Origin of the sequence: Streptomyces sp. NPDC058637 (genome assembly GCF_042717325.1) — a bacterium.
GTDB lineage: Bacteria > Actinomycetota > Actinomycetes > Streptomycetales > Streptomycetaceae > Streptomyces.
The window spans coordinates 253337-266371 of record NZ_JBHXRD010000005.1; the positions used below are offsets into that span (position 1 = coordinate 253337).

The following is a 13035-nucleotide window of genomic DNA, read 5'->3' on the forward strand; positions in this document are numbered from 1 at the left end:
CCCGTACGTCGACCGCCCGCCAAGAGCTGGCGAGCCAGCTCTCAGGCGCTCATGGAGCGCGCGGTGTTGACCTGGGCCATGACCATCGGGAAGGTCTCGGGACCCGTCGCCGGAATCATCGTCGAGTGGTGGCGGCCACCGCTCGTCACCGTGATCTGGACGAAGCCGGTCGTCCGCTTCTCCTTCATCAGGAGGAAGAGCAGACCGATCAGGCAGAACAGCGCGAAGACGATGGCGAGCACGATCCCCACGGTGGGGATCTTCTCCTCCGTGCGCGACATGTCCGTCGCCGTCCACACCGCGCCCTTGAGCGGCATCGTGCCGGCCGGCGTCACGATGCCGTCGTTCATGACGGTGATGTCACCGAACGACAGCATCGGCACCCCACCGGCCCCCGGCTGCCCCTGCGGCACCGGCAGGTTGAAACCGGGCTGCGTCGGCTGCCCCGGGCCCGGGTAGCCGTACCCCGGACCGGGCTGCGCCGCGGAATCGGGCAGCGGCTGGGGGTAGCCGTACGCCGGAGCGGCGCCCGGCGCCGGGTAGCCGTAGCCCTGCCCGTCCGGCATCGTGGGCGGGTTGCCCGGCTGCTGGGGCGGGCCCCACTTGTATGAGTCGTCCGCGTACGGATTCGGATCGCTCACAACGTTCCCCGTTCTCCATCAGACCTTCTGCCCCCGTGCCGTGCTGCGCCGGGAGAGGCGAGCCGGCCACCGGCTCCGCACGACCGTACCGCCCCGGCCCGGCCGATGCACCGAAAGGCCCCGCTTCCCGCACGGTCCGTGCGCGAAACGGGGCCTTTCGAGGTGACGCGAGGATCAGAAACGACGCGTGATCAGCGCGCGCTTCACTTCCTGGATCGCCTTGGTGACCTCGATGCCACGCGGGCAGGCGTCCGTGCAGTTGAACGTCGTGCGGCAACGCCACACACCGTCACGGTCGTTGAGGATCTCCAGGCGCTGCTCGCCGCCCTCGTCACGCGAGTCGAAGATGAAACGGTGCGCGTTGACGATGGCCGCCGGGCCGAAGTACTGGCCGTCGTTCCAGAACACCGGGCACGAGGACGTGCACGCGGCGCACAGGATGCACTTGGTGGTGTCGTCGAAGCGCTCGCGGTCCTCGGCGGACTGCAGACGCTCACGCGTCGGCTCGTTGCCCTTCGTGATGAGGAAGGGCATGACGTCGCGGTACGCCTGGAAGAACGGGTCCATGTCGACCACGAGGTCCTTGAGGACCGTGAGGCCCTTGATGGCCTCGACCGTGATCGGCTTGTCCGGGTTGATGTCCTTGATCAGCGTCTTGCAGGCGAGCCTGTTCTTGCCGTTGATACGCATCGCGTCGGAGCCGCAGATGCCGTGCGCACAGGAGCGCCGGAAGGTCAGGGTGCCGTCCAGCTCCCACTTGATCTTGTGAAGGGCGTCGAGGACACGCTCCTTCGGGTCGATCGAGATCTGGAAGTCCTGCCACTGGACCTCGTCGGAGACCTCCGGGTTGAAGCGGCGGATCCGGAACGTGGCCGTGATGTACGGGGTGTCGGCGAAGCCGGCCTCGGGCTCGGGGGCCTTGTCCGACTTCTCCAGGGTGGGGGTAGCCATCAGTACTTACGCTCCATCGGCTGGTAGCGGGTCGTGACGACCGGCTTGTAGTCGAGCCGGATCGACTCGGTGCCGTCGTCCGCGACCTCGCGGTACGCCATGGTGTGGCGCATGAAGTTGACGTCGTCGCGGTTCGGGTAGTCCTCGCGGTAGTGACCGCCGCGGGACTCCTTGCGGGCCAGCGCGGAGGTCGCCATGACCTCGGCCAGGTCGAGCAGGTTGCCCAGCTCGACGGCCTCCAGCAGGTCGGTGTTGAACCGCTTGCCCTTGTCCTGGATGGACACGTCGAGGTAGCGCGCCCGCAGCTCGGCGATCTTGTCGACCGCGGTCTTGATGGTCTGCTCGGTGCGGAACACCATCACGTTGGCGTCCATGCACTCCTGCAGCTCCAGGCGGAGCGTGGCGACACGCTCGGTACCCGTCGAGTTGCGCAGCCGCTCGACCTGGTCCTGGACCAGCTGCGCCGGGTTCTCGGGAAGCTCGACGAAGTCGTTCTTCGCGGAGTACTCGGCGGCGGCGATGCCCGAACGGCGCCCGAAGACGTTGATGTCGAGCAGCGAGTTGGTGCCGAGGCGGTTGGCGCCGTGCACGGAGACACAGGCGACCTCGCCGGCGGCGTACAGGCCCGGGACGACGGTGGTGTTGTCGGCCAGCACCTCGCCCTCGACGTTGGTCGGGATGCCGCCCATGGCGTAGTGCGCGGTCGGCTGGATCGGGATCGGGTCCGTGTAGGGCTCGATGCCGAGGTACGTGCGCGCGAACTCGGTGATGTCCGGGAGCTTCGCGTCCAGCTGCTCCGGCGGGAGGTGCGTGAGGTCGAGGTAGACGTGGTCGCCCTCGGGACCGCAGCCGCGGCCCTCACGGATCTCCGTGTAGATGGAGCGGGACACGACGTCACGGGACGCGAGGTCCTTCATGACCGGCGCGTACTTCTCCATGAAGCGCTCGCCGTCCTTGTTGCGGAGGATGCCGCCCTCACCGCGGGCGCCCTCCGTCAGCAGGATGCCCATGCGCCAGATGCCCGTCGGGTGGAACTGGAAGAACTCCATGTCCTCCAGCGGCAGACCACGGCGGTACGCGGCGGCCTGGCCGTCACCGGTCAGGGTGTGGGCGTTCGACGTCACCTTGAAGAACTTGCCGGTGCCGCCGGAGGCGAAGATGATCGACTTCGCCTGGAAGACGTGGATCTCGCCGGTCGCCAGCTCGTAGGCGACGACGCCCGCGGACTTCTTGACGCCGTCGACCTCCTGGAGCAGGAGGTCCAGGACGTAGAACTCGTTGAAGAACTCCACACCCTCCTTGACGCAGTTCTGGTACAGCGTCTGGAGGATCATGTGGCCGGTGCGGTCCGACGCGTAGCAGGACCGGCGGACCGGGGCCTCGCCGTGGCTACGGGTGTGACCGCCGAAGCGGCGCTGGTCGATCCTGCCCTCGGGCGTGCGGTTGAACGGCAGGCCCATCTTCTCCAGATCGAGGACCGCGTCGATGGCCTCCTTCGCCAGGATCTCGGCGGCGTCCTGGTCGACCAGGTAGTCGCCGCCCTTGATCGTGTCGAAGGTGTGCCACTCCCAGTTGTCCTCCTCCACGTTGGCGAGCGCGGCGGCCATGCCGCCCTGCGCCGCGCCCGTGTGGGAGCGGGTGGGGTAGAGCTTCGTCAGCACGGCGGTGCGGCTGCGCTTCGTCGACTCGATGGCCGCGCGCATGCCGGCGCCGCCGGCGCCGACGATGACGGTGTCGTACTTGTGGATCTGCATGGTTTCCTCTGGTCCCTCTGTCCCGGCGCCTAGCGGATGTTCGGGTCGAAGGTGAAGATCACCAGCGTGCCCAGCAGGACGGTGAACACCGTGGCGGTGTACAGGAGCATCTTCAGCCAGAAGCGGGTGTTGTCCCGTTCGGCGTAGTCGTTGATGACCGTACGGAGGCCGTTGGCGCCGTGGAGCATGGCGAGCCACAGCATCGCCAGGTCCCAGGCCTGCCAGAACGGCGAGGCCCAGCGGCCCGCCACGAAGGCGAAGCCGATCTTGGAGACGCCGCCGTCCAGCACCAGCTGGATCAGCAGGTGGCCGATGACGAGAACGACCAGCACGATGCCCGACAGGCGCATGAAGAGCCAGGCGTACATCTCGAAGTTGGTACGCGAACCCTTGGGAGTCTTGCCCGTGCGCTTGCGCGGGGGCTCGATCACCGGGGCCGGGTTGTCGACGTCGAACAGGCTCACTGCCTCGACGTCGCCGATCGCGGGGGAAGAGGTCTCGCTGGACATTGGCCTCAGCTCCCGAAGACTTCGCGTACGGCGTGACCGAGGACGGGGTACAGGGCCCCGACCATCAGCACGATCCAGATACCCAGGACGGTCCAGAGCATCTGCTTCTGATAGCGCGGGCCCTTGGCCCAGAAGTCCACGGCGACGATCCTGAGACCGTTCAGCGCGTGGAAGAGAATCGCGGCCACCAGGCCGTACTCGAGCAGTGCGACGGGCCATGTCTTGTACGTCGCCACGACTTCGTCGTAGGCCTCGGGTGAGACACGCACGAGAGCGGTGTCCAGGACGTGTACGAACAGGAAGAAGAAAATGAGGACACCGGTGACTCGATGAGCCACCCACGACCACATGCCTTCCCGGCCGCGGTACAGCGTTCCAGCCGGCACGGAAGAACCCTCCGGGAGCGGGGATTAGGGTCGGCCGGCTTGACTGTCGGTCTGACCCGGCCGGGTACGGTCCACCGGCCCCGGCCATCGTAGCGACGGTTTGTCGGTTCGATGGCGGCGGGGCCTCCGGTGTGATCAAAGCGGCAATCAAACAGCCACGGACGGGCTACCGGGCGGGCTGTCCGGCGGCCGGGAACGGCCCCCGCGGACTGCCCGCGTCCGCCACGAGGTCGATGATCCGGCCCCGGGCGAGTCGTCGCAGCTCCTCCGCGGTGAGGGCACGCTCCTCGTCCGGGTCGTGCGTGAGCCGCGTGCGGATGTCGGCCAGCACCTGGTCCACGTGCTGGGAGGGCGGCAGACCGTCCAGGCAGATCACGAACACATGGCCGAATCGGCTCTCGTACGCGGCGTGCGCCGCCCGCAGGGCCAGATGGGCGGCACGGGGCGCGGCATGGTGCAGGCAGGGGGCGCTCTCCGAGGCGAGCGCCTCCGCGATGTCCGTGGGGGAGAGGTCGTACCCCGCCTCGTCGGAGGCCGCGAGCAGGGCGCCGAGGTCCGGGTAGGGGCGGTGGGTGGCCAGCCGCAGTGCCCAGCGGTGGCTGCCGAAGCACTCCAGGAGGGCCGATCCGGCGGTCTCGGCGGGCCAGCTGTTGAAGCTGTCGAGCCCGCTCGAGTGGGCATACCCGCAGGTACTCGCCGAGACTGGTTCCGGAACCGGGGCCCCGCCGTCGGCGGGGCCGCGACTCTGGACGGGGACGCCCGACCGCCCGGTCTGCTGCGGTTGCTTCGGCAGGCCGGCGGGGGGCTCGCTGGACCTGGACAGCGGGGACTCCTCGAATGAATGGCTTCTGTGACCTTGTGGGGGGCCGGAGAGTGACCAGGTTGCGTGGGGGAGGAAGTGAAGGCTGAGATGAATGTGCCGTAACGCTAGCGAGAACGGGCAACGGGTGCCCGAAGCCTGAACGAAATTCACTCGGACGGGAGAGTTTCGGAGCGCTTGATGGACATCTCAGCGGGGGGAATGACTACCTTTTTCTCGATCTTTGCCCTGTTTCTCCCCCAACCCGGAGGATTCTGACCGATGTCGCCCTCACGCGGAGTTCTGGTGGCCGGCGCGGCCGTCACGGTCGCAGCCGCTGTCACCCTCACCGTCGTCGCCTGGCCCGAGGGCTCCGGCCCCGGGACGCAGGGCGCGGCGTCCTCGTCCAGCACCTCGGCCTCGCCGTCCCCCTCACGGAGCTACCCGCTCTCCACGACGCCGCGGACGATACCCGCGGTGCGCGAACACACCCCCGCGCGCGGCCCCGGCTGGAAGCCCGCCGGGAACAGCACGGTCGTCGTGGCCGACCCCGAGCTCGCCGACGAGGGCGAGCTGCTCGCGGGGGAGCTGAAGATCCGCTACCGGGGCGAGGCCGCCGCACGGGCCGGCGACGTGGAGCTGGCGCTCGGCACCCCCGGCAAGGGCGCCCCGGAGTCGTACACCCTGAAGACGGCGGGCGACCGGGTCACGATCAGCGGGCCCGACCAGGCGGGTGTCTTCTACGGCACGCGCACCCTCAAGCAGTCGATGAGCGCCGACAGCGTCATGCCGGAAGGCGTGGTGAGCGACACCCCCGACCGGGCGCAGCGCGGGCTCAACCTCGACATCGCACGCAAGTACTACCCCGCCGACTGGATCGAGGCCCGGCTGCGCGAGATGGCCGACCTCAAGCTCAACCAGCTCGGCCTGCACTTCTCCGACGACCAGGCCTTCCGGATCGAGTCCGACTCGCACCCGGAAGTGGTCTCGGAGCAGCACCTCACCAAGGCCGAGGTCCGGCGGATCATCGCGCTGGCCAAGAGCCTCCACATCACCGTCGTCGGCGAGATCGACTCCCCCGGACACCTCGGCGCCGTGCTCCGCGCCCACCCCGACCTCCAGCTGCGCAACACCCAGGGGGTCGCCCGGCAGGGTGCCATCGACATCTCCGAGGCCGCGTCGGCCGAGATCGTCGACGACCTGCTGCGCGAGTACAGCGAGCTGTTCCCCGGGGCGTGGTTCCACGTCGGCGCGGACGAGTACCAGGCGCTCACGGTCAGCGACCCGCAGGCCTCCTACCCGCAACTGGCCGCCGCCGCCCGCGAGAAGTACGGCGCCGACGCCACCATCCAGGACCTGACGGAGGGCTGGCTCAACGACCGGGCCGCGGTCGTCCGCGGCGAGGAGAAGATCCCCAAGGCGTGGAACGACGGCTTCTTCAGCGGGGGCCAGGTCACCGCCCACAAGGGCATCGAGGTCGAGTACTGGACGGGCAAGGAGATCGGCGCCCGGCCGCCCCAGGACTACCTGGCGGAGGGCCGCAAGGTCGTCAACCTCAACGACGAGTTCCTCTACTACGTGCTCGGCGAGCCCAACGCATTCGTCTACCCGACGGGCGAGCGGATCTACGAGCAGTGGACCCCGTTCGTCCTGCGCGGCACCGAGCCCGTGTCGAAGCGCTACTCGAAGCAGATCCTCGGTGGCCGGTTCGCGGTCTGGGGCGACCTGCCGAACGCGCAGACCACGCAGCAGGTGGCCGCCGGCATCCGGATGCCGCTCAACGCGGTCTCCCAGAAGCTGTGGGACCCGAGGGAACCGGAGCTGACCTGGGCACAGTTCCGGACGCTCGCGAACGAGGTCGACTCGTCGGACTGATCCGCAACTCCGTGGACAACACCGCCGCGAGGGGTTAGGTTCCGCTGGCCGCGCGCCCTGGGGAGGGGCGCGCGGCTCATGCGTTCCGGACGAATCCCTGGGGGTCCCACTTCATGCTGTGCACCACCTGCCGTACGAGACCGGTCGCGGTCGCCGGCGGCCGCTGCACCACCTGCGCGGCGCTGCGCCCTTCGCCACGGGACGGGCTGATGACCGCCACCCCGGCCCCGACACAGGAGGGCCTGCACCTGCTGCGCTCGCCCGAGGGGCTGGCCAAGGCCGTCGTCGCGCTGCTCGTCGCCGTCATCGTGGCCGACGTGTCGGCCGTCGCGGCAGGCCTGAACACCCGGGGCGTGTTCGCCGACATCGCCGGCGGTGACCTGGAGGCCTTCGGCCTGACGACGCGCGCCGACCTGCTCAACCAGCGGGCGTACAGCCTGCAGCTCCTCACCTTGCTGCCCGCCGCCGTCGTCTTCATCCTCTGGTTCCGCAGGGTCCGGCTCAACGCCGAGGTGTTCGACGCGAGTCAGCAGACCATGAAGCCGGGCTGGGCGGTCGGTGGCTGGTTCGTCCCGGTGGGCAACTTCTGGCTGCCGCGCAGGGTGGCCGGCGGAATCTGGACGGCCAGCGCCCAGACCAACACCGACGGCAGCTGGCGCACCGTCTCCCACGCGCCGCTGAACCTCTGGTGGGCGGCCTGGGTGCTCGACCTCCTCTTCGGCCGTTACGCCTCGCGGAAGTACGAGCGGGCCGAGCTGCCGCAGGAGGTCGTGGACGCCGCCGGGCTGGTCGTCGCGTCCGACGTGCTCGACATCGTCGCCGCGGTCCTCGCGATCCTCTTCGTGCGCAGGCTGACCGCGATGCAGGGGGAGCGGGCGACCCTCGGCGCGTATCCGCTCTCCACACGGCCGGCCGGCCCCGGAGGACACCACCGGTGACGCGATGACGAGATGACCGGGACGGAGGCGGGCGTACGGGAGGAGAGCCGCAGCCCGTTCTCCCGCAGCCCGTTCTCCGGCAGCCCGTTCTCCGGCGGCATCGGACTTCTCGCCGGAGTGGGCTGACGTATTGCCTCCCGCGCCGTACGCCGCCGGGCGGAAGAGGGGGCGGAATCCGGTCACCGACCCTGGGGGACCCCTCGCGCGAACCCCCTGGGCATCGTGCCTCCCTCGGGGATCTGCGGAGGAGCTTTCTTCGCAATACCGGACCGACGGGGCATCGATGTGCGTCCGGTCGGCCCACCCGGTGTGTTTCACGGCCGTAGGGGTGACGCTTTTCAGCCATCCGGCGCAGTATGCGGTAACAGGAAGCACGGCGTCCCGCTGTGTCCCGGCGCGGTCGGTCCCCGACAACGCCGGCTTCCGGACCGAGGGGAGTCGCCCATGAGCCTGCTGGAGCTCATCGCCGTTGCCGACGAGCGAGGGCTGGCCGCGAGTGGGCTCGCCTGCCTCGACCGCTGCCTGCCCCTGCTCGCCGACGGCGGCGAGCCCGAGCTGCTGCGGCCGCTCTGGGGGAGCTGCGAGGACGGCCGGGACTGGGACACCCGTCTGACCGCCGCGCGTGAGGCGATGGAGGGCGAGGACATCGCGGACGGGACAGCGGCCCTGGTACGGAAGATGCTGGGCGCTGCCCCGTCCGACTGGTCCGCCGATCCGCTGCGGGAGTGGGCGAGGGCGTGCTCCCTGGTCGCGCTGGAGGTCCACCGTCAGTTCGACATCCCCAGGGGCGGGGACGCCGTCCAGGACCCCGCAGGGCAGCTCAGGCGCTGGAGTGCGGGTGAGGCGGAGGACGCGGGTCCGCTCGTCGCGGGTGAGCTCCACCGCCAGATCAAGATCCTGGAAACCCTCGCGGAGACCGCGGGCACGGCGGGCAGCGTCGGCGGACTGCGCGGTGCGCTGGACCGGTCGACCGAGGGCCGGCGGGTGCTGCGCGCGGTGATGTCGCGCCGGGCACGCGGCCGGGCCTGATCCGGCCCGAGCGCCCCGGCGCAGGAATCCGGCGCCCCCGTGCCAGGGCAGGGGGGCGCCGGTGCCAAAACCGGGCCTTTTCGCCCGTCTCCGTGGCGCCGGGGGCGTGTCCTGGGAGCAGTTCACCGGGCCGGTGGCCTGCCCGGCCGGAAGAGAGCGGGAATCCGGAGCCGTCGCGCACCAGGGGTGGACCGGCCGGTGCCGGCTGACCGCGGGAGCCGCGCAGGGGACTGCCGGAGGGAGAACGGACGACGACCGGGGCCGCCACCCCCCACAGGAGAGGCCCCGGTCGTCTTCCATGAGGCCGCGGAGCGACCCCGTACTCACTTCAGCGCCGCGGGTGCGTTTTCTGTCACACCGCGCTGTGTCAGGAGACTGTTGCGGGTTGTACAAGTCATGGACGCGGAACAGTCCGACCACGTAGCGTGCTGATTCGCGCAGGGTGGCGCAGCGGCGGTGACCAGCCGCGATTCGGATCAGCAGGGCGGGTTGAGGGAGTGCTGGGGGACGACGCGGAGCTGACCGCCGCGGTGCTCGCGGCACAGGACGGGGACGAGGACGCCTTCCGTACTGTGTACCGCGCTGTGCATCCGCGGCTGTTGGGGTACATACGGACGCTGGTCGGCGAACCGGACGCGGAGGACGTGGCGTCCGAGTCCTGGCTGCAGATAGCGCGGGATCTCGACCGGTTCAGCGGGGACGCCGACCGGTTCCGCGGCTGGGCCGCGCGGATCGCGCGCAACCGCTCGCTCGACCACATACGGATGCGGGGCAGGCGCCCGGCGGTCGGCGGCGACGAGAGCGAACTGGCGGGCCGGGCGGCCGAATCGGACACCGTGGACGAGGCGATGGAATCGCTGGCCACCGGCCGTACGCTGTCCCTCATCGCCCAGCTGCCGCAGGACCAGGCCGAGGCGGTGGTGCTCCGCGTGGTGGTCGGGCTGGACGCGAAGAGCGCGGCCCGGACGCTGGGCAAACGCCCCGGCGCGGTCCGCACGGCCGCTCACCGGGGGCTCAAGCGGCTGGCGGAACTGGTCGGCGCGGACCACGGCCCGGACGACGAGCTTCCGGCCGCGGGTACGGGGCTCGTCGCCGTGCCCGCACAGCGCCCGGCCCGCAACGGAGCGGCGGCGCCCGCCGGTGTGACGCATTCGCGTCCGTGGACGCAGAAGGACATGTGATGGCCGACGAGCAGGACGAGTGGCTTGACGCGGACGCGGCGGAGACCTTGCTCCGCGGCGAGTCCGTCGAACCCGTCGACGATCACTCCAGGGCCGAGGCCAGGCAGCTGGAAGCGGCCCTGCGCGAGGTGCGCGCCCCCGGCCCCTCGGCCGTCGAACTGCCCGGCGAGGCGACGGCGCTGGCCGCGTTCCGCGAGGCGTCCGTCGCCCGCACGAAGAAGAACGCCACGGCGCCGTCCTCCGGACCGGCCGGGCAGCAGGACACCCTGCACACCGTGCGGATCGGCGCCGTGCGCGCCCCTTCGTCCCGGCGCCCACGCTGGACCCGCCCCGTGCGCTACGGCCTCGCCGTCTCGCTCGCGGGGTTCGCGCTCGGCGGGGTGGCGGTCGCGGCGGGTACGGGCATGCTTCCGGCCCCGTTCGGCGGCCAGGGCTCCTCGGAACCGGCCTCGTCCGTCTCGGTGGCCGCGTCTCCGGAGGAGCTGGGTGCGGGTGTGCCCGAGGCCGGTGGACTCTCGCCCGCGCCGACGCCACCGGACGTGTCCAGCCCGCCGGCCACTCCCGAGGGAGCGGGCGAGGGGACGGCCCCGGACGACGACGGGCGCGGCGGCCTCGACGGTGACCCGGACGGCAGCGGAACGAACCGCAGGAGCGGTGACCCGGAGTCCACCGGCGACCCGGACGGCCCTGGGGACGGTACGGACGCCCCCGGTGCACGCGACGGCACCACGGGCGGGAACCCGTCCGAGCTGTACGTCAAGGCTGCCCGGGCCTGCCGCGACTACCGCAACGGCGAGCTGAGCCGGGAGGACGAGCGGCGTCTCATCGATCTGGCGGACGGCGAACGCAACCTGGACCGCTTCTGCGACCGCGTCCTGAAGGACGACACGGACGGGAGCGGGGGCAGCCCGGGCGGCGGAAGCAGTTCCGGCGGCTCGGAAGGCGGCTCGGAAGGCGGCAAGGACGGCGGCTCGGAGGGCGGCAAGGACAAGGGCGAGGACGGCGAGCAGTCCCTTCCCTCGATCTCCTTCCGTACCCCGCCCCCACAGGACGACACGGACCGGAGGTCCACGGTCGGCGACCCGGCGAGGACCCCTTCTTCCGCGCTCTCCTCAGCACCACGCTGACCTGCGCGAACATGGGCTTCGGCCATGAGGTGTGACGTTTTTCCGCTGCCCGGCGCAGTACAGAATGCCGACTGGTCATCGGTAGCGCATATGAGCCGGGGTTCCCCCCGTACCTTCGGCTCGGCGCATCAGGCGCGGGCGGGACACGTTCCCCCGGTCCCGTCCGCGCCCCTTCTCCGGTGGAGCCGCGCCCGTCCGCTCCCGGTGATCACCAATAGACAACAACCTTGTCGCCGTTCTGCACCTGGGCGAAGAGCGAGGCGACCTTCCCCTCGTCCCGTACGTTCACGCAGCCGTGCGAGGCGCCGCCGTAACCGCGCGCCGCGAAGTCCGAGGAGTAGTGCACCGCCTGGCCGCCGCTGAAGAACATGGCGTACGGCATGGGGGTGTCGTAGAGCGTCGACACGTGGTGGCGGGACTTCCAGTACACCGAGAACGTGCCTTCCCGGGTGGGCGTGTACTGCGAGCCGAAACGGACGTCCATCGAGGAGACGACCCGGCCGTCGATCATCCACGACAGGGTCCGGCTGTTCTTGCTGATGCACAGGACCCGGCCCGTCATACAGCGCGCGTCCGGCGTCGCCACCGGCTTGTCGGTCGGCGGTTCCAGCTCCTGGGCCGTCGGTTTCCGGGTCATCCCGAGCAGCCGCTCCCAGGTCACGGTGTCGGTGCGGCCCGTGCGGGGCAGGCCCCGCTTGCCCTGGAAGGACCGCACGGACGCGACGGTGACGGTGCCGTAGTAACCGGTGGGGCTGCGGTCGAAGTGGCCGATCTGGCGCAGCCGGGCCTGGAGTTCCCGTACCCGCTCGCTCCTGTCCCCGGTCGACATCAGGGTTTCGGGCCGCGGTGCGGGCGGCGCGGGCGGCGCGCTCGGCGTCTCCTCGGTGGCGGAGGGCGAGGCCGGAGGGGGCGCACCCGTCGGGCTGCCACTCGGCTCGGCGTCGTCCGTGGGGCCCGTGGCCGTGACGGGGGCCGCCGGCTCCGCGGCTCCCACGGTGCCGGCCCGGCAGCCCGCCGTGAGCGTGGCCAGGGCGAGCAGGCCGATGGCCGCCGCCGTCGCCGTACGCGTTCCGCTCGCACTGCCGTTCGTCCCTGCGCGTCTCATCCCGACCCCCTGGCCCGTCCGTCGCCGCCCCGGTGTGCCGCGCCCGTGCGCGGACATCCCATGAGACGGATTCCCGTCCTGCCCGGTTGCCGAATCCTGCGCATGATGGGAAGCGTGCGGCCGGTCGCGCGGCGGGTCGAACGCTGTGAGCAAGGTCCCAGCCGATGGCTCTCACGGGCGCTGCCGCCCCCGCTAGAGTCCGTCGCGAAGTTGTTACTGCCAGGTAGCTTGAGCGGGAGGCACAGCACATGACGCGTGAGTCCGAATCGGGACTGCCCATCGAGCCGGTGTACGGGCCCGGCGCCCAGGCGGGCTGGGACCCGGCCGAGAAGCTGGGCGAGCCGGGTGCGTACCCCTTCACGCGTGGCGTCTACCCCACGATGTACACCGGCCGACCGTGGACGATGCGGCAGTACGCCGGTTTCGGCACCGCCGTCGAGTCGAACGCCCGGTACAAGCAGCTGATCGCCAACGGCACCACGGGCCTGTCGGTCGCGTTCGACCTGCCCACCCAGATGGGACACGACTCGGACGCCCCGATCGCCTCCGGCGAGGTGGGCAAGGTCGGTGTGGCGATCGACTCCATCGACGACATGCGCGTCCTGTTCGGCGGGATCCCGCTGGACAAGGTCTCCACCTCGATGACCATCAACGCCCCCGCCTCGCTCCTCCTCCTGCTCTACCAGCTGGTCGGTGAGGAACAGGGCGTCCCGGCGGACCGGTTGACCGGCACCGTCCAG

The 13035-nt window shown here is 70.7% G+C and carries 13 protein-coding genes; 6 read left to right on the plus strand and 7 right to left on the minus strand.

The window, feature by feature from the left end; genetic code table 11:
• Positions 1–41: 41 nt before the first annotated feature.
• From ACFWVP_RS07375 to ACFWVP_RS07400, 6 genes are all read right to left on the minus strand, one after another.
• Positions 42–641, minus strand: a complete 600-nt coding sequence (locus tag ACFWVP_RS07375; RefSeq protein WP_384494342.1) for a hypothetical protein — start codon at positions 639–641, stop codon at positions 42–44.
• A 174-nt stretch (positions 642–815) separates the two neighbouring features.
• Positions 816–1592 carry a succinate dehydrogenase iron-sulfur subunit gene (locus tag ACFWVP_RS07380; protein WP_384494344.1) on the minus strand — a complete coding sequence of 259 codons (777 nt, stop codon included), beginning with the start codon at positions 1590–1592 and terminating at the stop codon, positions 816–818.
• Positions 1592–3346 carry a succinate dehydrogenase flavoprotein subunit gene (sdhA, locus tag ACFWVP_RS07385; protein WP_384494345.1) on the minus strand — a complete coding sequence of 585 codons (1755 nt, stop codon included), beginning with the start codon at positions 3344–3346 and terminating at the stop codon, positions 1592–1594. Before sdhA ends, ACFWVP_RS07380 begins: the two co-directional genes overlap by 1 nt.
• A gap of 29 nt (positions 3347–3375) precedes the next feature.
• A complete protein-coding gene (locus tag ACFWVP_RS07390) occupies positions 3376–3855 on the minus strand; it encodes a succinate dehydrogenase hydrophobic membrane anchor subunit (protein WP_384494347.1) in 480 nt (159 codons plus the stop codon).
• A 5-nt stretch (positions 3856–3860) separates the two neighbouring features.
• Entirely contained in the window at positions 3861–4241 is a 381-nt protein-coding gene (gene sdhC / locus ACFWVP_RS07395; protein ID WP_384494349.1) for a succinate dehydrogenase, cytochrome b556 subunit, read from the minus strand.
• Positions 4242–4407: 166 nt separating this feature from the next.
• On the minus strand, positions 4408–5034 hold the full coding sequence (locus ACFWVP_RS07400) for a 2-oxo-4-hydroxy-4-carboxy-5-ureidoimidazoline decarboxylase (protein WP_384494372.1): 627 nt from the start codon (positions 5032–5034) through the stop codon (positions 4408–4410).
• A 288-nt stretch (positions 5035–5322) separates the two neighbouring features.
• Here ACFWVP_RS07400 and ACFWVP_RS07405 point away from each other — a divergent pair, with 288 nt between their 5' ends.
• The 5 genes from ACFWVP_RS07405 to ACFWVP_RS07425 all read left to right on the plus strand — a co-directional run bounded on the left by ACFWVP_RS07405 (position 5323) and on the right by ACFWVP_RS07425 (position 11190).
• Positions 5323–6915: a glycoside hydrolase family 20 protein gene (locus tag ACFWVP_RS07405; protein WP_384494351.1), complete on the plus strand. Its 1593-nt coding sequence runs from the start codon at positions 5323–5325 to the stop codon at positions 6913–6915.
• 113 nt (positions 6916–7028) lie between these two features.
• Entirely contained in the window at positions 7029–7853 is an 825-nt protein-coding gene (locus tag ACFWVP_RS07410; RefSeq protein ID WP_384494352.1) for a DUF4328 domain-containing protein, read from the plus strand.
• Between the two features lie 444 nt (positions 7854–8297).
• A complete protein-coding gene (locus ACFWVP_RS07415) occupies positions 8298–8882 on the plus strand; it encodes a hypothetical protein (protein ID WP_384494354.1) in 585 nt (194 codons plus the stop codon).
• 497 nt (positions 8883–9379) lie between these two features.
• On the plus strand, positions 9380–10063 hold the full coding sequence (locus ACFWVP_RS07420; RefSeq protein WP_384494356.1) for an RNA polymerase sigma factor: 684 nt from the start codon (positions 9380–9382) through the stop codon (positions 10061–10063).
• Positions 10063–11190, plus strand: coding sequence for a hypothetical protein (locus ACFWVP_RS07425; RefSeq protein WP_384494358.1), 1128 nt, complete (start codon positions 10063–10065; stop codon positions 11188–11190). The genes ACFWVP_RS07420 and ACFWVP_RS07425 overlap by 1 nt, the downstream gene beginning before the upstream one ends.
• 208 nt (positions 11191–11398) lie before the next feature.
• On the opposite strand, the gene ACFWVP_RS07430 is transcribed toward ACFWVP_RS07425, so the two are convergent.
• Entirely contained in the window at positions 11399–12295 is an 897-nt protein-coding gene (locus ACFWVP_RS07430) for a L,D-transpeptidase family protein (RefSeq protein WP_384494360.1), read from the minus strand.
• Positions 12296–12543: 248 nt separating this feature from the next.
• Here ACFWVP_RS07430 and ACFWVP_RS07435 point away from each other — a divergent pair.
• Positions 12544–13035, plus strand: a 492-nt coding sequence (locus tag ACFWVP_RS07435; RefSeq protein WP_384494361.1) for a methylmalonyl-CoA mutase family protein, incomplete at its 3' end; no start/stop codon positions are given.

Bases quoted from the DNA above. Each gene is read 5' to 3' on its own strand.
- ACFWVP_RS07410 (WP_384494352.1), top strand. From the start codon at position 7,029: ATGCTGTGCACCACCTGCCGTACGAGACCGGTCGCGGTCGCCGGCGGC.
- ACFWVP_RS07380 (WP_384494344.1), bottom strand. From the start codon at position 1,592: ATGGCTACCCCCACCCTGGAGAAGTCGGACAAGGCCCCCGAGCCCGAG.
- ACFWVP_RS07415 (WP_384494354.1), top strand. From the start codon at position 8,298: ATGAGCCTGCTGGAGCTCATCGCCGTTGCCGACGAGCGAGGGCTGGCC.
- ACFWVP_RS07425 (WP_384494358.1), top strand. From the start codon at position 10,063: ATGGCCGACGAGCAGGACGAGTGGCTTGACGCGGACGCGGCGGAGACC.
- sdhA (WP_384494345.1), bottom strand. From the start codon at position 3,346: ATGCAGATCCACAAGTACGACACCGTCATCGTCGGCGCCGGCGGCGCC.
- ACFWVP_RS07390 (WP_384494347.1), bottom strand. From the start codon at position 3,855: ATGTCCAGCGAGACCTCTTCCCCCGCGATCGGCGACGTCGAGGCAGTG.
- ACFWVP_RS07430 (WP_384494360.1), bottom strand. From the start codon at position 12,295: ATGAGACGCGCAGGGACGAACGGCAGTGCGAGCGGAACGCGTACGGCG.
- ACFWVP_RS07405 (WP_384494351.1), top strand. From the start codon at position 5,323: ATGTCGCCCTCACGCGGAGTTCTGGTGGCCGGCGCGGCCGTCACGGTC.